This window comes from Enterovibrio gelatinilyticus (assembly GCF_028683095.1).
Classification (GTDB): domain Bacteria; phylum Pseudomonadota; class Gammaproteobacteria; order Enterobacterales; family Vibrionaceae; genus Enterovibrio; species Enterovibrio gelatinilyticus.
The window spans coordinates 56,366-81,695 of record NZ_JAJUBC010000001.1 but is presented as its reverse complement, the minus strand read 5'-3'; the positions used below and the strand labels follow the sequence as shown (position 1 = coordinate 81,695).

Sequence of the window (25,330 nt, the reverse complement as noted above, 5' to 3'; positions counted from 1 at the left end):
GGTCTCAGAGGTGATAACAACAAGTTGATTTAAACTGGCTAGACCATTTGACGCACTTGAGTCAGTTACAATGCCCACAATATTAACCAGAAAGCCTTCTATAGCATCATGCAATTAAATAACTTCTTTAGTCAAAGCGACGACCAGTTAACCTTTTCTCGTCAGCAAGCAAGCCATTTTGCCAAACTGGTTGCAGGTGATTACAACCCGATTCATGATGAAGATTCCAAGCGTTTCTGTGTTCCAGGCGACCTATTATTTTCTATCCTGCTTGCTAAAGCAGGTATTAGCCAAAAAATGCACGTGTCATTCGCAGGTATGGTGTCTGACAATATGCCACTTATCTTTAAAGAAGATGAATCTGCAAATATGCAGGTACTTGATACTAACGGTAAGTGTTATCTAACAATGGCTCGCAGTGGTGAAAACCTCGTTGATCAAGAACTCGCCGCCCGCGTAGCGGAAAACTATGTGAAATTTTCCGGCATGAACTTCCCGCATATTATGGTTCCGTTGATGGAAAAAAGCGGGATGATGATTAACCCCGATCGCCCACTCGTCATCTACGAAAGTATGCAACTTGATTTCCATCATCTTGATTTCAGTTCACCTACCGTCGAGCTTACCCATTCCGACATGTTGGTATCGGGTAAACGCGGTACTGTCTCGTTAGCATTTTGCTTCAAAGAAAACGGCGAGATTATTGGTGAAGGCAAAAAAACAATGGTTTGCAGTGGACTTAGAGAATTTGAACATTCGGCAGTTGAAGCATTGGTAGATAAATTCAATGTAAGAAAGTCAGCATTTCTTTCAACACAACCGCATAGCTAATACGTTCGATTTTTATGCATTCATGTGCATTTAAGCGCACAATAAAAGCCCCGATTTAATCGGGGTTTTTTATACCTGTCAGTGTCTTATGTGTAATATTTAACCACAAATTCGAGACTGTGTTCTATATTTAAAATGTGGACTTAGCCTTGGAGTCGAATATGACAACTGCCTCTTTACTCTCACACGTTGACAAGCTTCCAAAGATTCCAAAAGTTGTTCAAGAACTTATGGACCTTGTTAACGACGATAACTCTGATATGAATAATATCGCTGAGAAGATTGCCTTAGATCAGGTGATCAGTGCGCGTGTATTACGGTTATCAAACTCATCGCATTTTGGACGTGGTCGCTCAGTTGCTTCTGTCGATGACGCTGTTGTTCGCCTTGGGCTTGGACCGATTCGAACACTGGTGACAGCCTCTGCCTTAATGAGTACCTTTCCTAAGATAGAAGGCCTTGACCTTAATAAGTTTTGGGGAACAACTTTTGAAGTGGCAACTCTGTGTAAAGTGATAGCCAAAGAGTTAAAAGCAGACCAAAACGAAGCGTTTACAGCAGGTATGCTACACAACATTGGTGACCTACTCATCTATACCGTCTATCCAGACAAAGCTCAAAAAGTTGAGCTTCATATGGAAACAGGAAAGTCCAAAGCTGAAGCACAGCAAATTGTATTGAGCACTGATGGTGCTGAACTTGGTGGGCTATTAGCAAAAAACTGGAAATTTGCTGATACATTGGTTAATGCTATTGCACACCAATATTCTGCGGTGCAAGGTGATGAGTTTTCTCAACTCGCAGCGAATATCAACCTTGCACGTAAAATTGATGATAGTTGGGATGATCTCGCAGATGAAGAAGCACGGCAAACCTGGCTTAATCATCAACTTGAATACAGCATGTTAGGATTGAGCGAAGACATCATCAGCGTCATCGAAAACAACAGAGGACTAGGTCGAGATTTAGCCAGCTCCCTCGCGTAATCAATACCTTGTAATTAACCGCCGAGTGGCGGTTAATTTTTTTCAAATACCCACGCATTACTAGTGATAACGCTAATCTATCAGTCCATACCTAGAAGTAGTGAGCCATTGCGAGATACCTATCTCGGATATGGGCAATGAGTGCCCGCAATTTTGGGGATGGGTGACGTGTGAAAGGATATATCGCGTAAATACCAAGCTTTTTGGCAACTTGATGTGGGAAAATGTCCATCAATATACCCGCTTGTAAATCATGGTAAACCAAACACTTAGGTACATAAACAATACCATGTCCCGCTATCGCTGCCTTTCTCAATGCAGCCGCATTATTTGTCGAAAAGTTCCCGTTCACTTTCACGATTCTTTTGTCTTCCGTGCCCGGAATAAAGAACTCCCAATCCCCCTCACCCGTTGACTGATAGGTATAGTGTAAACAGTTGTGGTACTCGAGCGACTCAGGAGAGCTTGGTTTACCGAATTTAGCGATATAACTTGGCGCAGCACATACTAACCATTGTGAATCAATAATATGTCGTGCGATCAGGCTAGAGTCTTCTAAATAGCCCGTCCGAATAGCCAAATCAAAGCCCTCATCAATAAGATCTACGAATCGGTTACTGAGCTTTACGTCTATCCTTAGCTCATCATGCAGAGAAGCAAACTCCGCGATGGCTTCTGCCAATAAGAGATCACCTGAGATAGTTGGTACAGAGACACGTAACGTTCCTTTAATCACTGAAGAGAGTTGCGTCACAGACTCAGTAACATCCTGCCGAAGCTGTGCCATCTGTTTTGCGGTTGGTAAAAGTGACACACCCGCTTCTGTCAACGAGAGTTTTCGGGTGGTGCGGTGAAGTAATTGCACCTCCAAATCTTGTTCAAGCCTCTGAATACGCTTGCTGACGACAGAGTTGGCTAAGCCAAGCCTATCTGCAGCTAACTTGAATGAACCTAGTTCCGCCACCTGAGCAAATAAAATGACATCATCAGCACGCATTGATTATCTCTAATTTGGAAATAATAAATTCATTTAATGCTATTTATTCGCTTATAGCAATTACCTATTCTCGAGTAACAGCAAGTGGGTGTTGCCATTACTAGGATTGGGCGGCGTCATCAAAGAACACTGTGTAACGAGGAAGAATTATGCAACAGACCCGAATTTACCCTGCAAAACCACAAAAGATATACCTCTACGCAACGTGTCTCGTGGATATGTTTGACCCAGACACTGGCATTGACGCCATAACAGTCCTAGAAAAACAAGGTATCGAGGTCATCTTTGTTGAAAAACAAACCTGCTGCGGACAGCCAGCATATAGCTCAGGTTATACCGAAGAATCACGTGATGTTGCGGCACACCAAATGTCACTTTTCCCTCAACCCATTCCCATTGTTATTCTGTCTGGATCATGCGGCGGCATGATGGTGCACCACTATCCGAAGCTTTTCGCAAATCACTCGCTAGAGCAACAAGCGACATCATTCTCTCAACGAGTTTATGAATTTACCGAATTTCTCACCAATGTTTGCCGTGTAAAACTCGAGGACAGCGGCGAACCCACCTCGGTCGTTATCCATACTTCCTGCGCGGCGAGACGTGAAATGAATGTTCATCGCTATTCATCGCATTTGCTCGACCAGTTAACCAACGTCGAGATCAAACAAGCGGCATATGAAGAAGAATGCTGCGGCTTCGGTGGTACATTCTCAGTACGGCATCCCAATATCAGTGAAGCGATGGTAACGGATAAAACGCAAAATTTAATCAACAGTGGCGCAGTGGAACTCATCAGCGCAGATTGGGGTTGCATGCTGAATATCAATGGCGCGTTGGAATATCAAGGCAAACCAATCAAAGGCCAGCACATTGCTCGCTTTTTGGCGAAACGTACGTGTTTGGATGGAGAAGTATCATGAGTCACAACCGCCCGGAACGATTTCATCAACAAGCTCATGACGCACTCAAAGACAGCGAACTAAGGGGGAACTTTCGCGGTGCAATGGATTACCTGCGCAACAAGCGACGCGATGCTTTCCCTGATGCTAGCGAAGAAAACGCTGTCAGAGATCGTTCGGAAGCGATACGCAAACGCTGCTTAAGCAAACTACCAGAACTGCTCGAAAAGCTAGAAGTTCAGTGCCAGCGAAATGGTATACAAGTACATTGGGCGCAAGATTCGAACGAAGCGAATGCAATATTTAGCGAACTTGCCGCGAAGCATAGCGCCAAGCTCATGGTGAAGGGTAAATCCATGGTCAGTGAGGAAATCGGCCTCAATCACCACATGGAAAAACTCGGGGTACAATGCCTTGAAAGCGACATGGGCGAATATATTGTTCAATTAGACGGGGATACCCCCTCTCACATCATCATGCCCGCCATTCACAAAAACAAACAGCAAGTCTCCGATACCTTTGAACACAACATTCAGGATTTCACGCCCACCACCGATGTCGATCGCTTGATCAATACCGGTCGAACGATGCTTCGCCAAGCTTACCAAGATGCGGATATTGGTATTTCCGGAGTTAATTTTCCCGTGGCTGAAACGGGCACCCTGTGTTTAGTGGAAAACGAAGGTAACGGAAGAATGTGTACAACGATTCCTGATGTACACATTGCGATCACCGGAATTGAGAAAGTCGTTGAGTTCCTATCAGATATCCCTCCGCTGTACAGTGCGCTGACCCGTTCCGCGACAGGGCAAAATATTACCACTTACTTCAATATGATCAGTGGCCCACGCAAAGACGGAGAGCTTGATGGCCCTAGAGAAGTTCACCTTATCTTGCTAGATAACGGGCGCAGTCAGGCATACCACGACGAAGAATTACGTAAAACGTTGCAATGTATTCGTTGCGGAGCCTGTATGAACCACTGCCCTGTTTATACACGAATAGGCGGCCATGCGTACGGCACTGTATATCCCGGCCCTATTGGAAAGATTATTTCGCCACACATGATGGGATTAGAAAGCACAAAATCCATCATCACAGCCTCTAGTCTTTGTGGAGCGTGCGAAGAAGTGTGCCCCGTCCGAATTCCTATTCCCGCCATGCTTCAAAGGCTCAGACAGGAAGCCAAACATAAAGCTTCTACTGGTCACGAACCACTTCGGGGGCAGGATGCAGATGAAAGCAAGTTAGAAAAGGTGGCAATGAAAGGTTTTGCTTATGCTGCCAGCCATCCCTCCCTTTATCACAACGCACTCAGCATTGCGCGAAAGATGAATGGCGTGATCCCCAATCATCTTGGTAATTGGACCCAATGTCGCGTCAAGCCCAAGCTCGCAACCGTGTCGTTGAAAGCGAGAATTGCCAAGCGTAAAGGAGATAAACAATGAATATTCGAAGCCAAAATGCGCGTGCGGCGATTTTCGCAAAACTGAACGCAGCACCAAGACAATCAGCGGATACCGAGCTTCCTGGTTGGCAAGCATGGCATGATCCTGATTTAGCTCACCGCGTTGAGCGATTTATTAGTTGCATGACGGCTGCACATGCCGAAGTGATTCAAACAACAAAAGACAGCCTTTATGACTCACTAGTCACTTTCATTCGCGACAACGCATTTAGCACCATTCTGCTTGGGAAAGACAATCCTTATGGGTCCATACTGAACGACACAGGACTTTCCTGTGACGTGAAAACCTATGATCAGCCATTAGATGATAACAAAGTTGCATTATTCAACGACATTGATGCCAGTCTTTCGGTTATTCCCGCCGGCATCGCTGATACTGGGACACTTGCAATTGTCACGGGTGAAAAAGAACCGCGAGCTCTGTCACTCGTTCCCCCTACACATATTGCCATACTGCGTGAATGTGACATTGTTAGTAACTTCAATGAGTTGATGGCTACACCTTTTTGGACAGAAGCAGGATGGGATACCCAGCCTCCCACCAATTTACTGCTCATCTCTGGCCCATCAAAAACTGCCGACATCCAACAAACATTGGCTTATGGTGCACATGGACCTAAGCGACTAATTGTCTTTATGGTTGAGGAGTAACCATGTCACCAAGGATGACAAACGACACGAAGACGGAGCTTCTATCGCAGCTTGCGCTGAGAATTCCAGACACACGGCTTATCACTGACGCCACTCGAACGCTGGCATTTGGCACCGATGCTAGCTTTTATCGGTTGATCCCAGAAGTCGTCGTGCAGGCAGATACACTCGATGACATCATCTTTATCATCACCACCTGTGGCGAAATGCGCATACCGTTTACCTTTCGTGCGGCGGGTACGAGCCTATCAGGACAAGCCGTGTCAGATTCCGTGTTGATCACGTTAACTGACAGTTGGCGACAGCATGAAATTATCGACAACGGCGAGAGAATACGCCTGCAGCCCGGCGTTATCGGTGCAGACGCCAACCGGTACCTCATGCCGTTCCAACGTAAAATTGGCCCCGACCCTGCTTCTATCAACAGCTGTAAGATTGGCGGTATCGCCGCGAATAACGCGAGCGGAATGTGTTGCGGCACTGCACAAAACACCTACAAAACCGTCGATTCGATGAAGCTGGTATTTCATGATGGGACTGTCCTCGACACCGCAGACTATCGGTCTATTTCCACGTTTAAAGAAAGTCACAAATATTTGCTCGAAGGTATTCAATCCCTTTGCGCTGAGGTCAGCCAGAACCCTGAATTAAAGCAGCGTATTGCACATAAATACCGCCTAAAGAACACCACTGGTTATGCACTTAACGCACTCATCGACTTCTCTGACCCGTTGGACGTGCTCACGCACTTGATGGTCGGTTCAGAAGGCACACTGGGCTTTATTGCAGAAATCACCTACAACACGGTGATAGAACATCCTTTCAAGGCTTCCGCGCTTTTGGTGTTTAATGACATTGAAGCGGCCTCTAACGCAGTGACAGCACTATCAAATGCGTCAGTCTCTTCAGTTGAAATGATGGACGGTCGTGCACTTAAGTCGGTCGCATACAATCTAGGAGTGCCTGACTTTCTCCCTCAACTCAACCTTGAGCATTGCGCTTTGCTAGTGGAGTCTAGAGCGAGTGAAGAGGACACGTTAAACGCACACTGTCATGAAGTGATGTCAATTCTGGCAGAGTTCAGTATTCCGCATCAAGTTGCGTTCACCCAGCATGCGCCAACTATCGCAACGCTATGGGGGATCCGCAAAGGCATGTTCCCCGCGGTAGGCGCTGTCAGAGAAGCAGGAACTACCGTCATTATTGAAGATGTAGCGTTTCCTGTTGAACGTCTTGCCGCAGGTATTCGAGAATTACAGGCGCTATTTGACGATTTTGGTTACCGTGAAGCGATCATTTTTGGTCATGCGCTTGAAGGCAACCTTCATTTTGTTTTCACTCAAGGCTTCGAAAGCGAGGAGGAAGTTGCCCGCTACGGCAAGTTCATGGATGCCGTTGCACAGTTGGTGGCGGTAAAATATGGCGGCTCGTTGAAAGCAGAGCATGGTACGGGCAGAAACATGGCCCCGTATGTTGAGCTTGAATGGGGCGCGGACGCCTATCAATTGATGCGACGCATTAAAGCCTTATTTGATCCCAACGGTCTGCTTAACCCTGGCGTGATCATCAACGACAATCCGAACGCACATATCACCCATCTTAAGCCGATGCCAAAAGCGGACGACATTATCGATCGCTGTATTGAGTGTGGTTTCTGTGAAGCTGTCTGCCCTTCTAGAACGCTGTCCCTATCTCCCCGTCAGCGTATTGTTATCTATCGTGAGTTAAGCCGATTAGAACGGGAAGGAAACACGTCTCGTCATCAGGAAATCCAAAAGGCGTTTGACTACCTTGGCGTTGATACCTGCGCAGCAACAGGATTGTGCGCTGATCGATGCCCGGTTGGCATTAATACTGGCGATCTCATCAAACAGATTCGTATAGACAAATACCAACGCTATGAACCGATTGCGCGCTGGACGGCAGATCATTTCTCAGCAGTCACGGCAGTCGCTCGTGTAGGTCTCACTGCTAACAAGGTGATGCAAAAGTCACTGGGTGAGAAGGTCATGAGTAAAACCGTCAATGGACTGCGCTCACTCACGAAAGGACGAAGCCCGTCTTGGCACAAAAGCTTCCCGACGGCCAACCGAAGTAACATCGAAAGCTCATCAGTCGCCCGAGAGAAGCAAGTGGTCTACTTCCCTTCTTGTGCCAGCCGAAATATGGCCAATGAAGTGGGAAGTCATGATGGTAGAACACTTACAGAAGTGACAATGTCACTACTTGAGCGTGCTGGCTATCAAGTTATCATCCCTAATGCACTACAAGACCAATGCTGTGGGATGCCCTATGACAGCAAGGGAATGACCAACGTCGCCAAGAGTAAGAGTGATCAGCTCCAAGATGTTTTGTGGCATGCCAGTCAACGCGGTAAATGGCCAATCCTGATGGACACCAGCCCATGCGGCAAACTGAGCAAAGAACAATTTGAAAAAGAAATGGATATCTTTGAACCCGCGGGTTTTATTACTCAATATCTGTTGAAGGAGTTAGAGGTCACACCGCTCGATGAAACGGTTATGTTGCATATAACCTGCAGTACAAAACGCATGGGGTTAGCAGATACGTTGCTAAATGCCGCGCAGGCTTGTGCGAAAGAAGTGATTGTTCCGGAACATATTGAGTGTTGCGGCTTCGCGGGCGACAAGGGGTTCTTTACACCAGAGCTTAATGCGTCTGCATTGAATCCACTTAAAGGGCAAATTCCATCCGGGTGTACACGCGGTTTTAGCAATAGTCGAACCTGTGAAATCGGTTTAACTGAGCATAGCGGGATACCGTATCGTTCAATCTTATTCTTGTTAGAAGAAGCAACGAGCCAGCAACCTGTGCCTGCCACAAGCGCCTGAGCAAAAGCGCTATTAGTCTGATTCATCTAGCGCTGAAGTGGTGCTGCGGTGATAAGATAATATGGTTAATATGGCGAGAGTAAACTCTCGCCTTCATCAATTTCAAATTCTAGCGGCTCAACAGGCATACTGTGCCCTTCTATCACAGAGAGAAGTGATAACATCGCACGTTCGCCCGTCTCAACGTCTGGTGTCACAACACTTGCAAGCTTTGGCATCATGGATTGTCCAATGTCCAACGCATGGATGCCAGCAATGCCCATTCTTTCCGGTACATCAATGTTTTGTCGTTGGCATTCGAGTAACACCCCCGCAGCCAGTTCATCGTCGGTGCAGAAAAATGCATCAGTATCACCATATCGCTCAAGGACTTTTCGCGTCATTTTCTTTGCCAGTGAAACTGAAGATTCAGATTTTGCCGTCAAACTCCGCGCTTGTAATCCAGCACTCTCCATGGCATTCACATAACCCTGCAGCTTGCTTTGAGTTCTGATCCCCTTTTTAGCACTCAAACAAATAATGTTCTTGTAACCTCGTTCAATCATTAAGGTCACCATCGCGGTTGCTGCCTGCTCGTTGTCTATTCCCACAGACATTCGCTCAATACAGGTATCTGCATCCAAGACTTCCACAACAGGAATACCCGCAGTTTCAATCATTCTCAATGCTCGGTCAGAGTGTTGATTCTCTGCGAGGATAAGACCGTCAACATTGAACGACAACAAACATTGAATACGTTGTTCTTCTGCCTCTAAGTCGTAACCACAGTGAGTTACCATCACTTGATACTTAGAGGCTTCAGTCACTTTCTCAATCCCTTTGATAACTTGATGAAAAACAGGCTGGCTTAGGGATGGAAGGACGACACCAATAGTATGACTGCGGCGGTTAGAAAGAATGTCAGGTACTCGGTTAGGGATATACCCAACGTCGTCCAGTGCAGATTGAATGCGTTCGCCAGTCGCTTTAGCGACGCGCTCTGGATATTTAAGATAACGACTCACCGTCATCTTCGTAACCCCTACCCGTTCAGCGACATCTTGCATAGTTGGCCGACGCTTTTTTTGCATATCCAAAACCCTTAACAAAGCACAAATGTGACTCTGTTAAGTTTTTGAACAAATTCAGAAATCTTCCATGTTTTATCTGCAAACTGTGACTCAAGGTTTCTCTTTAATGCACTGTTACACTGACCTTCATTGCTTGGTTTCATCAACACGCATAAACCGTGCAAATTTGGGAATACCGTTCTTGGTGTATCCGTTGTAGCGAAATGTCACCATACTGCCGATTTCAGGAGGATTTTCTCTTTGCTTATCACTAAATCCCGTACCTATTTTGAAGACTTTGCCGCTATCCGTTTTCACCATCAGTGAGCCCATTCTGCCTTGATGCTTACCCTTTCCTTCGTGATAACCAACCACTAAGGCCTCTGCATCTTTTGAGATTTTAAACTTCAATACGTTATCGCTGCGTCCCGACAAATATCCACTAGACATTTTTCGCAGCATAAGGCCTTCTCCGCCATTGCCATCAATATCTCGAAGCAGTCTCTCAATGTGGTGCTCACTCAAGGAAGGAAAATGAGGCACATACTGGATATGGTCAGAATCAGTCGAATTCACAAGGTGTACTAATGCATCAAATCGCGTCGTAAAGTCTCCATCCAGTGTTGGTAAATCGAACAGCATAAACTGAATGGTTTGCCAATCATCGTCGTTGGGCGTGTCATCCATCACCACTGACATAATGTGTTCGAAACGATTTCTACCCGACCAAAGCTCTCCTTCCACAGCATAAGGTGGCAAAGCTTCTGTGAACCAAGCAGGTGCAGAAATTTGATTACCTTGACGAGTAATAAGCCTTTCTCCTGTCCAGATCGCACGAATCCCATCCAGTTTTTCGCTGAATAAGTAATCCGCCCAATCAATGGCCATACCGTGTCGATATTCCGAGGCCAATTGTATAGGAATGTAAGCTTTGTCTTTTTGCACTATTTTACTGTTTTTACCGGATGCCAGATGGCTTTCAGTCGCCATTACATAGGCTTGGTAACTCAGCACTGACGTTATTGCACCGGCGAGAAGGTATTTATTCATCACGACTCCAAGTGAAAACTATGCTGCCATTTTCGCTTGGTGAATGGGAAGTACCACAGAAATGATTCACGCTGAGAGTGTCTATATATTTAGACTGATGTCGTTGCAGATTTATGCATAAAAATGGCGCGTTCTCTCGATACGCGCCAATAAAACAAAACTGACAATGTTTAGCCAGGGAATAGACTGATAGTGTGAGTGTGAGGCTTAAGCTTTACCCAAATGCGTAAATATACGTGCCGTCTTTTATGGTATTAATCACTTTTTTCGACAAATAGCTCGGTAACGCTGGGCATCCCCAACTTCTGCCAAGCTGACCTGTTTTCGAAATAACTTTTGGGTGCGCATAGGCAGCGCCATGGATCACAATGGCACGCTTGCGTGCATTATCATTGATGCCTTTTGAAAGCCCATCTAAGCGCAATGAATAACCGTGTTTACCGTAGTAAGTTTCCCCAGCGCGGAAGACCCCAATCGATGTTTGGTGTGAATTAACACGATTTGAAAACGTCTTAGCGTAAAGGTTGCCACTGTTTTTACCGTGAGAGACATAAGAAGAATAAAGCGTCTTTCGCTTTGCAGCATCAAACACCCAAAAGCGTTTTTGCGACGAAGGCTTACTGTAATCAATCAACGTAAACACAGAAGAATTTCCTCTATGTGTTCTGAAGTGGTTGTATGCTTTTTCAAACTTATCATAAGACACTTCATGCGATAGCCTAAGTTGGCTATACATGGTTTTCGCATCAGAAAGGTGTGATGCAAATACATTGGTCGACAACAACAATAACATCAGCGCACACAGCGCTTTTACAGCCCTAAACATGGTATTCCCTATCAATTAGTACATCATTCAGCTTCAACGTACCAAAACGGAAACGTTTTGAACGTTAGTGATCGATATACCAAATTTCGTGCCAAACAGCGTCTGACAACGAATAATAATGGTCATTCAACGAGTTAGAAATCATCTGTCACCAGTGCTGATTTGTTATTCATCATTTGGGTGACATTGCACAGAATGCAGGGGCATTAGCTTGCCGCTTTTTACATCTGATAGTGAAGATCTTGCCATAGCGGCAAAATGTGAGAAAGCCAGCATTGCTGCTGGCTTCTGTTTTTATGGGAACTTGCGTCTGATGTGAAACAGTGCTGTAAAGGCCTTATATGGCGTCAATTGCATTTTTGATGCGTTTATCAGAAATCGGGTATGGCGTCCCCAATTGCTGGGCAAAATAGCTAACTCTCAACTCTTCTAGCATCCAACGAATTTCTTTTACTGCAACTGGCACTTTTTGCCCTTTCGGGATCTTATTCAGTAGCTCTTTATACTCACCAGCCACTGATTCGATTTTCAACATATGCAAACGGTCTTTGTTTGGATCGATAGGTAGCTTTTCCAAACGTCGTTCAACGGCATTTAGGTAACGTTGAATATCAGGTAAACGCTTCCAACCACACTCAGTTGCAAAGCCTTTAAAGATAAGACCATCAATTTGCGCCTTGATGTCCGACAATGCAAACGCCATGGTGAAATCTATTTTGCCCTTAAGCTTCTTATTGATACTGAAAGCCGTTGTTAGGATTTGCTCAACCTGTTTCGCAATATCCACTACGGTATCGCCAAGTTCTGCACGCACATACTCTTTCATTGAATCGAAAGATTCAGGCTCCCATTTCAGGCCGCCTTGCGCTTCAATTAACTTGTCCACACCACAAGCAATGCAGTCATCAATCAGATCCAACACGCGCCCATACGGGTTGAAATACAAGCCCAACTTAGATTTGTTGGGCAAGTTGTCGTGTAGATATTTTATCGGTGATGGCACATTCAGCAAAATCAAACGACGCTGACCTTGTTGCATCGCCTGACGCTGTTCCTCCTCGGTTTCAAACAGCTTGATGCCAACAGAGTCTTTATTATCAATGATGGCTGGGAACGCCTTCACTTCAAACCCACCACGTTTTTGCTGATACATTTGTGGAAGCTGCCCGAAGCTCCACGTTGTCAAACCCTGTTGCTCAATGTCGTCATCAGCCACTTGCGACAACGTTTCTTGAACTTTCTCTTTAAGGCCATCTTTCAGCGCATAGAGATCCTGACTTTCGCTCAGTTTGCGGTTCTTATGATCCACAGCGCGATAGGAAATCTTTAAGTGCTCTGGCAATTGCGTCAGTTGCCAATCATCACGTACCACGGTCACGCCTGTCATACGCTTGAGTTCTTTCTCTAGCGAATCCAGTATTGGCGCTTCCATTGGTGTCACGCGCTGCAGGAAGGCTGACGCATAGTTTGGTGCAGGCACAAAGTTACGTCGTAACGTTTTTGGTAGCGATTTGATCAATGCCACCACAAGCTCATGACGCAATCCCGGGATCTGCCAGTCAAATCCATCAGGTTCAACCTGATTCAAAACAGGCAACGGAACATGCACTGTCACACCATCGTGGTCCAACCCCGGCTCGAATTGATACGACAATTTAAGTTTCAAATTGCCTTGATACCAGAAGTTCGGGTAGTCGAGCTCAGTCACATGACTGGCATCACCCGCCAGCAACATCGCTTTTTCGAAGTTGAGTTTCTCTGGCTCGTCTCGGCTGGCCTTCTTCCACCAAGAATCAAAGTGACGCCCAGATACAACGCTGTAATCAATGCGCTGATCATAGAACTCATAGAGAGTGTCATCGTCTACCAAAATATCGCGGCGACGAGATTTTTTCTCCAGTTCTTCAACTTCGGCTAGTAGTTTACGGTTCTGATGATAGAACTTGTGCTTGGTATCCCAATCTCCTTCCACCAGCGCGGAGCGAACGAAAATCTCGCGGCTGACTACAGCATCGATATTGCCGTAGTTCACTTTGCGCTTCGGAACAATTGGAATTCCATAAAGCATGACTTTTTCATGAGCAAAAACAGCAGCCTGCTTTTTCTCCCAATGCGGTTCACTGTAGCTACGCTTAATCAAATGCTTGGCAAGTGGCTCAACCCATTCTGGTTGAATTTTGGCAGCCACGCGTCCCCATAGCTTTGAGGTTTCCACCAGCTCTGCCACCATGACCCACTTTGGCTGCTTCTTAAAGATGCCAGATCCCGGGAAAATACCGAACCTTGCGTTACGGGCGCCTTGGTACTCGTTCTTCTCCTGATCTTTTAAGCCGATATGTGAGAGCAAACCTGCCAGCAATGACATATGAACAGACTGATAATCCGCTGGCTCTTGATTGATTTTAAAACCAAGCTCATGCACTACCTGACGAATTTGGAAGTGCACATCTTGCCATTCGCGCACGCGCAAATAGTTAAGGTATTCTTTTTTACACTGTTTGCGGAATTGATTACCAGACAACGCTTTTTGTTGTTCTAGGATGTAATCCCACATGTTCACAAACGACAGAAAATCAGATTCTTTGTCGCTGAAACGTCGATGCTTTTCATCGGAGGCTTGCTGCTTGTCCGATGGGCGCTCTCGCGGATCTTGAATCGACAGCGCTGACGCAATCACCATGACTTCTTTCAGTGCGCCCATGCGCGCAGATTCCAGCACCATGCGAGCCAATCGCGGATCAATGGGCAATTTCGCCAATGCACGACCCGTTTCAGTCAGCTGTTTCTTATCATCATGGGTTTTGCCTTCTTTTAGAGCGCCAAGCTCTTCAAGCAGTCGAACACCATCAGAAATGTTTCGGCTGTCTGGCGGCTGAACAAATGGGAACGATGCAATGTCACCCAGACCGATGGCTGTCATTTGCAGGATAACGGACGCCAAGTTTGTGCGAATAATTTCTGGATCAGTAAATTCTGGACGAGAAAGGAAATCTTCCTCAGAGAATAATCGAATACAGATACCGTCAGACACGCGACCACATCGGCCCTTACGCTGATTGGCACTGGCTTGCGATATTGCTTCAATAGGAAGTCGCTGAACCTTGGTACGGTAGCTATAACGTGAAATACGCGCTGTACCTGGGTCGATCACATACTTGATGCCCGGGACCGTTAACGAGGTTTCCGCTACGTTGGTAGCAAGAACAATTCGACGACCTGAATGGGTTTGGAATACACGGTTTTGTTCACCTGAAGACAAACGCGCATATAGTGGAAGAATTTCTGTACCACGAAGATTGCGCTTTTCTAGGGCATCTGCAGTATCACGAATCTCTCGTTCACCATTCATAAAGATCAGAATGTCGCCCGGCCCTTCGTCATGAAGTTCATCCACGGCATCGAAAATTGCCTGAAGCTGGTCTCGATCAGTGTCTTCACTGTCTTCAACCAATGGGCGGTAACGCACTTCAACCGGATAAGTACGACCCGACACTTCAATGATTGGCGCACCACGGAAATGATTAGAGAAACGCTCAGGGTCAATGGTTGCCGACGTAATGATGAGTTTGAGATCAGGGCGTCTTGGTAACAGTTGCTTCAAGTAGCCAAGAATAAAGTCGATATTTAGGCTACGTTCGTGCGCCTCATCGATAATGATACAGTCATACTGATTTAAGTAACGGTCATGCTGGATCTCAGCCAGCAAAATACCGTCTGTCATCAGTTTGACTCGTGATGCTTCTGACACCTGATCATTGAATCGAACTTTGTAACCCACGGTATTGCCAAGTTCAGATTCAAGCTCTTCTGCAATACGTGTGGCAACGGTGCGTGCGGCAAGACGACGTGGCTGAGTATGACCAATGATACCCGAAACGCCCAATCCCAATTCCATACAAATTTTGGGAAGCTGAGTGGTTTTACCTGAACCGGTTTCACCAGCCACAATCACAACTTGATTGTTGGCAATGGCTTCTGCAATGTCGTCTTTTTTCTGACTAACTGGCAGCTGTTCTGGGTAAGTGATTTTCGGGGTATTAGTTTGTCTTTGAATACGCACTTGCATCGACTTAGCGATATCTAGCGCGATTTGGTCAAAAACAGCCTGACGAGCATCGTTTTGTTTAATGCGTTGAGCGCCCTTGATGCGTTTACTGAGACGAAACTTGTCTCTAAGCATGCAGTCATCAAGGGCACTGAATAGTGTTTTCGCGTTATTTTGATGGATTGAAGCAGTCAAAACGGTATCCAAGAAATGCGGTTAATGGTGAATATCCATACACGGTACGTCGTTGCGGCTTAAAATGGCGCAATACCGTCTTAAAAAATTGCGACGATTCTACCACAGACCGAAACAAACTCTCTCCCCAATATCAGCCACTAAGCAAATCACTACTTCAATCGACAACGCTCTCAATCTGACTATTAACACCTCTTCTTATCTTTTCGAACATTCCTATCAACCTTGTCTAGCGATCACTCAACACTGGTAATATACAACGCTTCTTCCCTCCAGACGCGCAGACATATTCTCATCACTGACATATCCGTTGCAGCACTTGCTATCAAAGACATTCTCTACTTATTGACACATTTCAGAATCACTCAATCTGTACACTAAATTCAACACAGGTCGTTCATATATAGACAATGGAGGTAACCATGACGACAGTTTATGGAATAGATTTTGATTATATAGGCTTAGGTTCTGACGTTGACGACACGCTCTCTGGAACGGATGGTGACGACTTTATCAACGGCCTAGACGGTGCTGACACCATCGTGGGGTTTAGTGGTGACGATGTAATACTCGGTGACGATATTCCTATTGATGAGTACTTAGACACAGAAGACACTACGTTTTCAGATACGCTTAGTGCTCTGTATGAATCGGTCAAAGAACAAGACTTCTCTTGGGTCTCACCGTCAGATGTTAGTTATGCAGTTGCTGGTGTTCAGCAGTTTTTTGCCGAGAATCAAGCACTGTTGAGCCATGCCGCCACTTACGGCGGCGATGACACTGTTGTCGGCGGTCGCGGCAACGATATCCTTTACGGAGGAGCCGGTGATGATGTTCTTCGTGGAGGCAGCGGCAACGATGTATTGATCGGATTGGCTGGCGACAATGCTCTATTGGGTGGCAGTGGCGATGATGTTCTTATTGGTGGTATAGGTAACGACCGCCTGTTTGGGAATGACGGTTCGGATTATCTGGTTGGTACGAGTGGTAACGATTTCTATTTTGGCGGCGAAGGCCAAGATTATTTTATGTTTACTAACCTGTTTGAAGGTCAACAAAGTGTCGATCGCATTGTCGATTTTGAGCAAGACATCGATACCGTTTTCCTACTCAACGTAGCAGAGTCATTTGACGATCTGCTTATTGAACAGGCAGGTCCAACCGTACAGCTAACGCTTTCGGATACCCACTCTATCGTGTTTAACAATTCGCAGCTTTCTGATTTTTCGTCGGATGACTTCATTTTCTATAACGTTTAATCTGCAAACGTCAAAAAGATAAGAAAGGCAGTACCATCGCTTTTCTTGTCTTTAGTCCATATTGCGTCCTCCGACTTATGCATTGGATGTTCTTCACAGTAATAATATCCCTATAATTTCTCCATGTTTGTTGCTGATGACCTCAGTTACAATATCCGTCTATGCACATGGTTTTAGAAAGGAAGCTCCGTGAGTCAGTTTGTTGTCTGCGCTTTATATAAGTTTGTCGAACTAAAAGATTACCTAGATATTCAATCACCTTTGACAGATTTAATGGAAAAACATCAAGTCCGAGGAACTCTCCTGTTAGCACAGGAAGGCATCAACGGCACTGTGTCTGGCTCACGTGAAAGCGTCGATATTTTGCTGGCCTATCTCAATGCAGACTCTCGCCTAGCAGGAATCAATTTCAAAGAATCATTCAGTGACGAACAACCTTTCAACCGAACCAAAGTCAAATTAAAGAAAGAAATCGTGACCATGGGCATCGAAGGCATTGATCCTCGCCTTGTGGTGGGTACCTATGTCAAACCGTCCGACTGGAATGCCTTAATCGCAGACCCAGAAGTGTTTGTTGTTGATACACGAAATGACTATGAAATCGAACTTGGTACGTTTGAAGGTGCAGTGAACCCCAAAACCGAAACCTTTCGCGAATTTCCTAGCTACGTAAAAGAAAACATGGATCCAACAAAGCACAAAAAAGTGGCGATGTTTTGTACCGGCGGTATTCGTTGTGAAAAGTCTACGGCCTACATGAAAGAGCAAGGGTTCGACGAGGTGTATCACCTTGAAGGTGGCATTCTAAAATACCTTGAAGAAGTACCAGAAGAAAACAGCCTGTGGAATGGCGATTGCTATGTTTTTGATGGCCGTGTTGCAGTCAACCACCAGCTTGAGCAAAGTGATTACAGTCTATGTAATGCTTGTCGCTTCCCCATCACCGAAGAAGACAAGCAATCTCCTCAGTTTGAGCAAGGCGTGAGTTGCCCGAAGTGCTTTGGCACGCATAGCGACGAACAAATTGCGAGTTTCAAGGAGAGAGAGAAACAAGTGCAGCTCGCCAATCAACGGGGCGAAGTCCACGTGGGCTCTGATGCCGTCAAGCACAAAGAAATCAAGCGCGCTCAGAAGCTGTCACAAAAACAGAAACAACGTACTCGCGGTAAATAGACAAAGTGCGGCATAGGCTAAACCCATACTTAGCCTGTGCCGAGACTGATCTCGCCACTGTAAAATCACTGCACCACAATGTAATGACCTGAACTCATTTATCCTTGTTCTGCCTGTTAGTCACCGCGACTTATTGCCGACCGATGATATTCCCCATCCGTGATTTCGCCAGTCCGCCCTAGCACCTATTTATACCCTGATATTTTCAATTAGCGAATCCACTTACCTGCATCAAACATGCGTCGAATCTCATCATTAAGAGATGAATTTTGTCAGTAAAGTTTACACTTTTCTTGAAAGATCGAACGGTAATGACGTTACACCAGAAGACGTGTTTACTCGGACAACAGTTATTCGCGTTCGGATAAACCCTAGTGATTATCTGCTGATACCTTTACATGGCATTTCCTCATTACGTTTAGTGGCGAGGAATATATGTGGCTTCTGCTCAAAAAACTGAAACTCGCAGTTTCAGCTAAGTAGCAACAGCGCATGAAAAATCCATTTGTGCAGAAGATCATGACAATCCATCAAAGGCTTACATCACCAAAGGTTATCTGTTGTTCAGCAAGTACATAAAACTCAGCGTAAAGGATGATCTAACCGCGGTTTGTACTGTTGAAGTTAATCAAGTGACGTATCCAGCAGCGATGAAGGGATGAAACAATGAGCGATGATACAAACGATAAAATTGAAGAACTCAGGGCGCTCATCAATGCGCCTAAAGCAACAGTAAATAGCTCAGACTTAAGAGCAGCTCGATTTTTCAATGCACCTCAGTGTTATAGCGGTGACATCATACAAGGTGGCCCACCCGTTGGGCTTGGCGGTGTTGAGTTTTTCAAAGATCCGTACCCCAGTGTCTCACTTCCTCAATATGATAGCTCCACACTTACCGAGCGCGAACAAGCTCTGATTCAGGCCAAAATTGATAATTTCTTCGAATACGCAAAACTTCCTGGCGCTGTTGTACACGGAAATGTCACTTGTGAGGATGTACAAACAGCCAAAGACTGGCAGTACCGCGGAGGGCTCGAAGAGCAAGAGTATAATTTTGGGGTTAACGATGCAGACCCTGATTTTGAAGGCCTTCGCATGTTCGAGGGGACGATTGCCTATTTGGGTAAGCACTTCGCAGCCATCGTATTGACCCCTGACATTGCCGCGCGTTTCTTGAGCTTCCTTAGTGTTATCTACAGTTCTGTGTTCGACAACAACTTGGGAAGGTTCACCGTTGAAATCATGGATCCTATCTTGGTGACTTTCCCTCACCGCAAATGTAACAGTGTCGAGGAACTCGATTTTTACCCTGATTTTTGCCCGTCTCATCCTGAGTACGAAAAGCGCATCAAACAATGGCCCAAAGCCCCATATGACAACGACTTCCGCTCCGACGATTTGATTGCTTGGCTAATGACCGCATCTCAAACCCCGGTGTTCAACTATCTTCAACCGTATACCGAACACATGCGCAAGTTCCCAATGACCAATGATAAATTTAAGCGTGTGCCCGGTTTTGAATCAGATAATCTCGACCAAGCCATGGCGGAAGGTCGACTGTTTATTCTTGATTTCAAAGACTTTCACGAAGAAACCGTCGCTCCGCGAAATTGGGATAACTATGGCGCAAGGTTGCATGCAGGTATTGCGTTGTTTGCCATACCTACCCATAGCAATACTTTAAAAACCGTCGCCATACAGCCAACACAAAACCCTGTTGGAAATTCATTTTGGGATGGCCTTGGCTGGACACTCACCAATATCTTTGGTTACGGTGGCAATCAACATCCTCAGTCAAAAATTATCACGCCTGCTGACAATTATTGGGCATGGCAAATGGCCAAAAACGCCATCACTACCATGACATCGATGGCCTCGGTTATTGATCATTTATCCACCCATGTTTATCTTGGGCCAATCCCAGTTGCTTATTTTCGAAACATTCCAGATTACCACCCGCTTCGTCCGTTGCTAGACACACACCTCATGGCATTGGTCACCAACAACCACACCGGAATATTTACTGAGGTAGGTGCACAAATCATCGGGGATGATGACCCCTATGGGAATCCCTATAACGGTCTTCTAACAGGCGCTATTCAAAAACTATCTGGTTTTAGCAGTGCCACCTTTGTTAACGCGACGGTAAGAAGAAAGAACCACTACAGCTTTTTTGAGCAAGGTACACCGTTTGATCGTATGGACGATCCAAGCCTCGCCCAAATAGACGACTATCCACAACATGATGATGACAAGATGATGCCCATTATCAGAGAGTGGGTAGACGGTTACCTTCGTCTTTATTATCACTCTGATAACGACGTTATCGAGGACACTGAACTTCAAGCGTTCCTCTACGAAACCACTCATGATGGCAAGGTTCGTGGCTTCCCAGACAATGCCGATTCGATTGACCGCTTGGTTGATATCATCTCGAGCATTATCTATTGGATGTCTGTAAACCACGGCTTTTCAAGTTTTGCATCGTTTATGAAGCTTGGCGCTCTCGGCTTTTACCGCGACCACCCTATCGAGCCCACTCATGGCTATTCAGAAAGAGATTGGCTGAACGTCTGCCCACCAATGAATGTCGGAGCTGGTCTCTTTTTCTTCTCAAGGATCTTTACCGATCTTCCAGAGGATTGGCACCGTTCTTTGGGTAAATACCCCAAAGGACAATTCAAGCATGATCCCAATGTTTACCCGCTTTTGGATGTGTTCCAATCTCAACTTCAATCACTCGATGACGATATTCGTGCGAAAAACGCTGACCGCCGCTGGAGTTACGACTTAAGAATGCCATCAACCATCACTGTCAGCCCTTGGAATTAGTTGTTTAGGAGAGGTCAACATGAAACAAATTAATCTATCTCGCAGAGCAACAATGCGAACACTTTTAGTCGCGAGTGGTTCATGCCTGGCGTTATCACAAGTCAATATTTGGAAACAGCCTAAACAGGCTTTGGCCGCCGCACGAAGTCATTCTACCCCTGTCACTGTGGCTGACGAATTAGCACTAACCACGCCAGAGCAAGATGTGTTTATCGCTATTAAACAAAACCTGATTCACTCAAAAACGGTTAAAGACGAACAAATTGCAGATTTTGCAAAACAGCTGGTGGAAACAAGTCCCAAAGGTACTGATTTCAAAGCTGCGTTCAGTAACCTACAGCAAGAGTTTCAATTGATGGATTATTTCATTCGCTATGTAAACGCGTAAATTGTTCACGGGCTATGTCTAAATAGCCCGTTTCTTCGCTTCAACTAACTTGTCACATCCTCCCAATCTTCTCTTACTGCCAAACGTCATAGGACCCATCGGTTTTTGTGTCGAAAAAATCAGGCGTTTTGTCACCTTTAAACTGCAGACTTCATCATGGCAACACGTTGTTTTCATGAAAAATTCAAATCCACACAACACAAGATGATTTGCAGATAGCCTTATGGCACATCAAGACAAACACCCTACCTCGCAAACACATAACATCAAACTAACCACGACGTTTCACGAGTCGATCACAACATTATTGAGAGTAACCATGGAGGTCCATATGTTAGTGACGCATTATCCAAGTATTCAACGTTCTGTGAACAAACGAACCATCACTGTTCTGGTGGCAGCTTCGTCTATCATCGCATCTACACTCTGCATTAGCTCTGCTAACGCAGCCGGCTACCAAATCGCATTTGACTCCGTCAGCGGTCTTGGCCGTTCCTATGCAGGGGAAGCAGCTATTGGTGACACTGCGGCGGCGATGGGAAGAAACCCAGCACTAATGTCTTTGTTCGAGCAGGCTGAACTCTCTGGCGCACTCATTTATTTCGATGGCAGTATTGATGTGAAAGGTGGCTCGGATGCTTTTTCATCTAACGATACAGTGCCTGCACAGTTCGTGCCCTCGACTTACTACGTTCACCCTATCGATGAAAAAATCGCAGTGGGCCTTGGTGTTTATTCAAATTATGGCTTAGGCACTGACCTAAAAGATGATTTTGCCGCGGGCGATATTGGGGGTGACACCTCTCTGTTATCGGTCAACTTCAACCCTGCCGTCTCATATCGGATCAACCCCATGCTGAGTCTTGGTGGTGGTGTTAGCCTTATCTACGCAACGGGGGAAGTGAACCGTCACTATGGCGCTTCTGGTGGCAACTTTAACAAGAACAGTTCGGATAAGTTACTCAGCTGGGACGCTGACGATTGGGCATTCGGATGGAACGTAGGCGCTCTGGTGGAGCTCGATGAGAACAATCGATTCGGTCTGGCTTATCGTGCGGGGGTCGATCTCGAACTTAGCGGCGACTTCATCGATCATACGGTCGGTTTTGTGGCTATTCCAGGTGGTGGCAGTGCTGACAGTGTTTCCAATGTACCATTGCCAGCAACCATTGAATTCTCAGGCTTTCACCAGCTCAACAATACATTGGCTGTCCACTATAGCGCTCTTTGGACACAATGGAGTGATTACACAGAATTCAAGGCTAGCGGTGCCGGCTGTTCCATTAATGGCGGTACCTGTTTTGTTAAGCCCGAAAAGTACGATGACAGTTGGCGATGGGCCCTTGGCGCAACCTACCAGCTAAATCAAGCAGTCACCCTTAGAGCTGGTGTCGCGTTGGATGAAAAAGCAGGCGCAACAACGTTAAGCATTCCAGACCAAGATGCATTGTGGCTCTCTACGGGTTTAAATTACACATATAGCCCAGAATGGTCATTTGATGTTGGGCTTGCTTACATGGATCGTTCAAAGGAAACCTTTAAAGAAACAAGCCTGTTCGTGGGAGAGCAGGAATACCAAACAAAAGGTTATCTAGTTATTGTGGGTGCTCAGGCAAACTATCGCTTCTAAAGCCTTTCATATTGGTCACTAACGGACGACTCACCGATTGAAAACGAAGAAGCCCAGCTCGCTGGGCTTTTTGCTGTTGATATATCTGCGTTGTTACTGGCTTTACTAAAATGCTTGGTATGCATTTGCATTAATTTTCGCCATTCCGCCTCTCTGCCATAGGCTTTTTATACATAACGAAATGTTAACTCTCACTCAGTGATTGCTCCTGAAAATGCATCTGAAAAAAGTTCACTACACGCATTCAACAATCCGATGACCGGTTCAAGATTGGCTATTGGACGTTGCAAATCAACGACTCGTGATATGTCTTGGGCAGTATCACCTTCTAACTAGACAAAACTCGCACACATAACACGATACCCAAACAACCATAAGATGCAGAATTGATTGGGTATAAACCACAAAATTCAGATAAAAAAAAGCACCTCGACAGGCTCATGCCGGGGTGCAAACTGTCATCAAACAACAGTAATGGACAAGAAATTAACACTAAAAACATCATCCCTCGGAGTTTCACACTCTGGGTTAGATCATACTGGTATTGTGACTAACCGCTTTGGGTCGCTCGTAACTCTCTTCGTAGAATTTTTCCGACCGCCGATTTAGGTAATTCACTAACAACTAGGATTTGTTTCGGGATTTTATATGCCGCAAGGTTTTCACGGCAATATTGTTGGAGGGCGACCAGATCGATGGTCTCTTTCGCCGTAATATGTGCGTTTACCGCCTCGCCTGTAACAGCATCAGGCACGCCCACAACCGCAACCTCTAATACATCCGGATGTGACGACAGTACCTGTTCAACTTCGCTCGGATAGACATTAAATCCTGACACCAGAATCATATCTTTTAGTCTATCGACAATTTGGATAGAGCCATCATCAAGGATCATTCCCATGTCCCCAGTCTTAAAAAAACCATTGGACGTGAGAACTTCCGACGTCTCTTCAGGGTTGTTCCAATACCCTTTCATCACCTGAGCGCCTTTCACAACAATTTGCCCAACATCCCCTTTCGCAACAACGGTATTATTCACATCCCAAATCTGGACATCGGTATCTATCAAAGCATGTCCAACCGTGCCGTAATGCTCTTTTCCAGGATGATTGATGCTGATAACGGGCGATGTCTCAGACATACCGTACCCTTCTGTAATTTCGCCACCTGTCACTTCTTTCCACGCAAGTCTTGCACTGTCGATTAATGCCGTGCCACCTGACAATGTGATTTTTAAGTGGGAAAAATCTAAATCACGAAAACCTTGGTGCTGACATAGCCCGACAAACAAGGTATTTATCCCAGCCATACCAGTAAATTTATGAGGCTTCATCAACGCCACCATGCTGTCTAAGTCACGAGGGTTTGGGATAAGGATATTGGCATTACCCATTGAAAAGAAGAGGATTAAATTCACCGCAAACGCATAGATGTGATACAGAGGTAGAGGACAAACGAAGATCTCATTTCCCGGCTCGACGACACCATTAAGCCTTTCGGATAACTGCGCCATATTACTCAAAACAGATCGATGCGTTAAACATGCCCCTTTTGCTCTTCCCGTTGTCCCCCCTGTATATTGCAACATGCAAACGGCGTCTGGAGGCACGATAACAGGCATAAGGCTTGAGTCGACACAGCTATCAATAGCGAGCTCAATGGATGAGATATTCATGTCTTTTTCGCAGACAATATCTGGTAGCTCACTGGAAGTGCATAACACAACTTCGATGTCTGTTTTATCAATAACCCCAGACAACTTTTCAGCAAGTGGAGAGAAGATAACAATCGCTTTTGCACCTGAGTCTGAAAACTGGTGCTGCATTTCTCTTTGAGTATAAAGAGGATTGGTATTCACAATGATCAACCCTGCTCGCAATGCTGCAAACGCCGCAACAGGGAAATCCAATATATTGGGAAGCTGAATTGCGACCCTATCCCCTGGCTGCAATGCGGTATGCTGTTGAAACCAACATGCCAATGCACGAGATTTGCTTTCAACCTCTCGATAAGTTAACTGCGCGGGTCCACAATAAAATGCCACTTTATCGCCATATGCTTTGCAAGCTTGCACGATAAAACCCGCCAAATTTTCCGTAGTACTTTCGTTTTCCAACATGTGCAATTCTCCTTTCGTCAAACTAAACATAACCAAGGTTATGATTAGCCAAATCACTTCCAATATGTAGCCAGTGA

17 protein-coding genes are annotated in these 25,330 nt (G+C 45.6%); 11 read left to right on the top strand and 6 right to left on the bottom strand.

The annotated features are described in order from the left end of the window. The first annotated feature begins 108 nt into the window (after nt 1-108). Both LRP50_RS00365 and LRP50_RS00360 read left to right on the top strand, forming a co-directional pair. Nucleotides 109-831 carry a DUF3581 family protein gene (locus tag LRP50_RS00365; protein WP_274162535.1) on the top strand — a complete coding sequence of 241 codons (723 nt, stop codon included), beginning with the start codon at nt 109-111 and terminating at the stop codon, nt 829-831. 161 nt (nt 832-992) lie between these two features. Then, nucleotides 993-1,817, top strand: coding sequence for an HDOD domain-containing protein (locus LRP50_RS00360; RefSeq protein WP_274162534.1), 825 nt, complete (start codon nt 993-995; stop codon nt 1,815-1,817). Between the two features lie 91 nt (nt 1,818-1,908). On the opposite strand, the gene LRP50_RS00355 is transcribed toward LRP50_RS00360, so the two are convergent. Then, the gene (locus tag LRP50_RS00355; protein ID WP_274162533.1) at nt 1,909-2,814 is read right to left on the bottom strand and encodes a LysR family transcriptional regulator; all 906 of its coding nucleotides are present in this window, start codon (nt 2,812-2,814) and stop codon (nt 1,909-1,911) included. 149 nt (nt 2,815-2,963) lie between these two features. Here LRP50_RS00355 and LRP50_RS00350 point away from each other — a divergent pair, with 149 nt between their 5' ends. The 4 genes from LRP50_RS00350 to LRP50_RS00335 are packed head-to-tail and all read left to right on the top strand — an operon-like array spanning nt 2,964 to nt 8,687. After that, on the top strand, nt 2,964-3,737 hold the full coding sequence (locus LRP50_RS00350; protein WP_274162532.1) for a (Fe-S)-binding protein: 774 nt from the start codon (nt 2,964-2,966) through the stop codon (nt 3,735-3,737). Further along, a complete protein-coding gene (locus LRP50_RS00345) occupies nt 3,734-5,164 on the top strand; it encodes a LutB/LldF family L-lactate oxidation iron-sulfur protein (RefSeq protein ID WP_274162531.1) in 1,431 nt (476 codons plus the stop codon). The genes LRP50_RS00350 and LRP50_RS00345 overlap by 4 nt, the downstream gene beginning before the upstream one ends. Further along, a complete protein-coding gene (locus tag LRP50_RS00340) occupies nt 5,161-5,835 on the top strand; it encodes a LutC/YkgG family protein (RefSeq protein ID WP_274162530.1) in 675 nt (224 codons plus the stop codon). The genes LRP50_RS00345 and LRP50_RS00340 overlap by 4 nt, the downstream gene beginning before the upstream one ends. A gap of 2 nt (nt 5,836-5,837) precedes the next feature. Further along, nucleotides 5,838-8,687, top strand: coding sequence for an FAD-binding and (Fe-S)-binding domain-containing protein (locus LRP50_RS00335; protein ID WP_274162529.1), 2,850 nt, complete (start codon nt 5,838-5,840; stop codon nt 8,685-8,687). Nucleotides 8,688-8,752: 65 nt separating this feature from the next. On the opposite strand, the gene LRP50_RS00330 is transcribed toward LRP50_RS00335, so the two are convergent. The 4 genes from LRP50_RS00330 to hrpA form a co-directional block, all read right to left on the bottom strand. Next, nucleotides 8,753-9,757: a LacI family DNA-binding transcriptional regulator gene (locus LRP50_RS00330; protein WP_274162528.1), complete on the bottom strand. Its 1,005-nt coding sequence runs from the start codon at nt 9,755-9,757 to the stop codon at nt 8,753-8,755. Nucleotides 9,758-9,883: 126 nt separating this feature from the next. After that, nucleotides 9,884-10,786, bottom strand: a complete 903-nt coding sequence (locus LRP50_RS00325; RefSeq protein ID WP_274162527.1) for a DNA ligase — start codon at nt 10,784-10,786, stop codon at nt 9,884-9,886. 214 nt (nt 10,787-11,000) lie between these two features. Beyond that, nucleotides 11,001-11,612, bottom strand: a complete 612-nt coding sequence (locus LRP50_RS00320; RefSeq protein ID WP_274162526.1) for a murein L,D-transpeptidase catalytic domain family protein — start codon at nt 11,610-11,612, stop codon at nt 11,001-11,003. Nucleotides 11,613-11,949: 337 nt separating this feature from the next. Next, entirely contained in the window at nt 11,950-15,852 is a 3,903-nt protein-coding gene (gene hrpA, locus LRP50_RS00315; protein WP_274162525.1) for an ATP-dependent RNA helicase HrpA, read from the bottom strand. Nucleotides 15,853-16,274: 422 nt separating this feature from the next. On the opposite strand from hrpA, the gene LRP50_RS00310 reads away from it, so the two are divergent. The 5 genes from LRP50_RS00310 (at nt 16,275) to LRP50_RS00290 (ending at nt 23,134) form a co-directional block, all read left to right on the top strand. Then, nucleotides 16,275-17,111, top strand: a complete 837-nt coding sequence (locus LRP50_RS00310; protein WP_274162524.1) for a calcium-binding protein — start codon at nt 16,275-16,277, stop codon at nt 17,109-17,111. A gap of 189 nt (nt 17,112-17,300) precedes the next feature. Then, entirely contained in the window at nt 17,301-18,284 is a 984-nt protein-coding gene (gene trhO / locus LRP50_RS00305; protein WP_274162523.1) for an oxygen-dependent tRNA uridine(34) hydroxylase TrhO, read from the top strand. Nucleotides 18,285-18,950: 666 nt separating this feature from the next. Continuing rightward, nucleotides 18,951-21,116 carry a lipoxygenase family protein gene (locus tag LRP50_RS00300; RefSeq protein WP_274162522.1) on the top strand — a complete coding sequence of 722 codons (2,166 nt, stop codon included), beginning with the start codon at nt 18,951-18,953 and terminating at the stop codon, nt 21,114-21,116. 19 nt (nt 21,117-21,135) lie between these two features. Then, the gene (locus LRP50_RS00295; RefSeq protein ID WP_274162521.1) at nt 21,136-21,504 is read left to right on the top strand and encodes a hypothetical protein; all 369 of its coding nucleotides are present in this window, start codon (nt 21,136-21,138) and stop codon (nt 21,502-21,504) included. 331 nt (nt 21,505-21,835) lie between these two features. Beyond that, nucleotides 21,836-23,134, top strand: a complete 1,299-nt coding sequence (locus LRP50_RS00290; protein WP_274162520.1) for an outer membrane protein transport protein — start codon at nt 21,836-21,838, stop codon at nt 23,132-23,134. A 550-nt stretch (nt 23,135-23,684) separates the two neighbouring features. On the opposite strand, the gene LRP50_RS00285 is transcribed toward LRP50_RS00290, so the two are convergent. Then, nucleotides 23,685-25,253 carry an AMP-binding protein gene (locus tag LRP50_RS00285; RefSeq protein ID WP_274162519.1) on the bottom strand — a complete coding sequence of 523 codons (1,569 nt, stop codon included), beginning with the start codon at nt 25,251-25,253 and terminating at the stop codon, nt 23,685-23,687. Nucleotides 25,254-25,330: the final 77 nt, after the last annotated feature.

Coding starts and splice junctions, on each gene's coding strand:
- LRP50_RS00365 (WP_274162535.1), top strand. CDS start 109: ATGCAATTAAATAACTTCTTTAGTCAAAGCGACGACCAGTTAACCTTT.
- LRP50_RS00360 (WP_274162534.1), top strand. CDS start 993: ATGACAACTGCCTCTTTACTCTCACACGTTGACAAGCTTCCAAAGATT.
- LRP50_RS00355 (WP_274162533.1), bottom strand. CDS start 2,814: ATGCGTGCTGATGATGTCATTTTATTTGCTCAGGTGGCGGAACTAGGT.
- LRP50_RS00350 (WP_274162532.1), top strand. CDS start 2,964: ATGCAACAGACCCGAATTTACCCTGCAAAACCACAAAAGATATACCTC.
- LRP50_RS00345 (WP_274162531.1), top strand. CDS start 3,734: ATGAGTCACAACCGCCCGGAACGATTTCATCAACAAGCTCATGACGCA.
- LRP50_RS00340 (WP_274162530.1), top strand. CDS start 5,161: ATGAATATTCGAAGCCAAAATGCGCGTGCGGCGATTTTCGCAAAACTG.
- LRP50_RS00335 (WP_274162529.1), top strand. CDS start 5,838: ATGTCACCAAGGATGACAAACGACACGAAGACGGAGCTTCTATCGCAG.
- LRP50_RS00330 (WP_274162528.1), bottom strand. CDS start 9,757: ATGCAAAAAAAGCGTCGGCCAACTATGCAAGATGTCGCTGAACGGGTA.
- LRP50_RS00325 (WP_274162527.1), bottom strand. CDS start 10,786: ATGAATAAATACCTTCTCGCCGGTGCAATAACGTCAGTGCTGAGTTAC.
- LRP50_RS00320 (WP_274162526.1), bottom strand. CDS start 11,612: ATGTTTAGGGCTGTAAAAGCGCTGTGTGCGCTGATGTTATTGTTGTTG.
- LRP50_RS00310 (WP_274162524.1), top strand. CDS start 16,275: ATGACGACAGTTTATGGAATAGATTTTGATTATATAGGCTTAGGTTCT.
- LRP50_RS00300 (WP_274162522.1), top strand. CDS start 18,951: ATGAGCGATGATACAAACGATAAAATTGAAGAACTCAGGGCGCTCATC.
- LRP50_RS00295 (WP_274162521.1), top strand. CDS start 21,136: ATGAAACAAATTAATCTATCTCGCAGAGCAACAATGCGAACACTTTTA.
- LRP50_RS00290 (WP_274162520.1), top strand. CDS start 21,836: ATGTTAGTGACGCATTATCCAAGTATTCAACGTTCTGTGAACAAACGA.
- LRP50_RS00285 (WP_274162519.1), bottom strand. CDS start 25,253: ATGTTGGAAAACGAAAGTACTACGGAAAATTTGGCGGGTTTTATCGTG.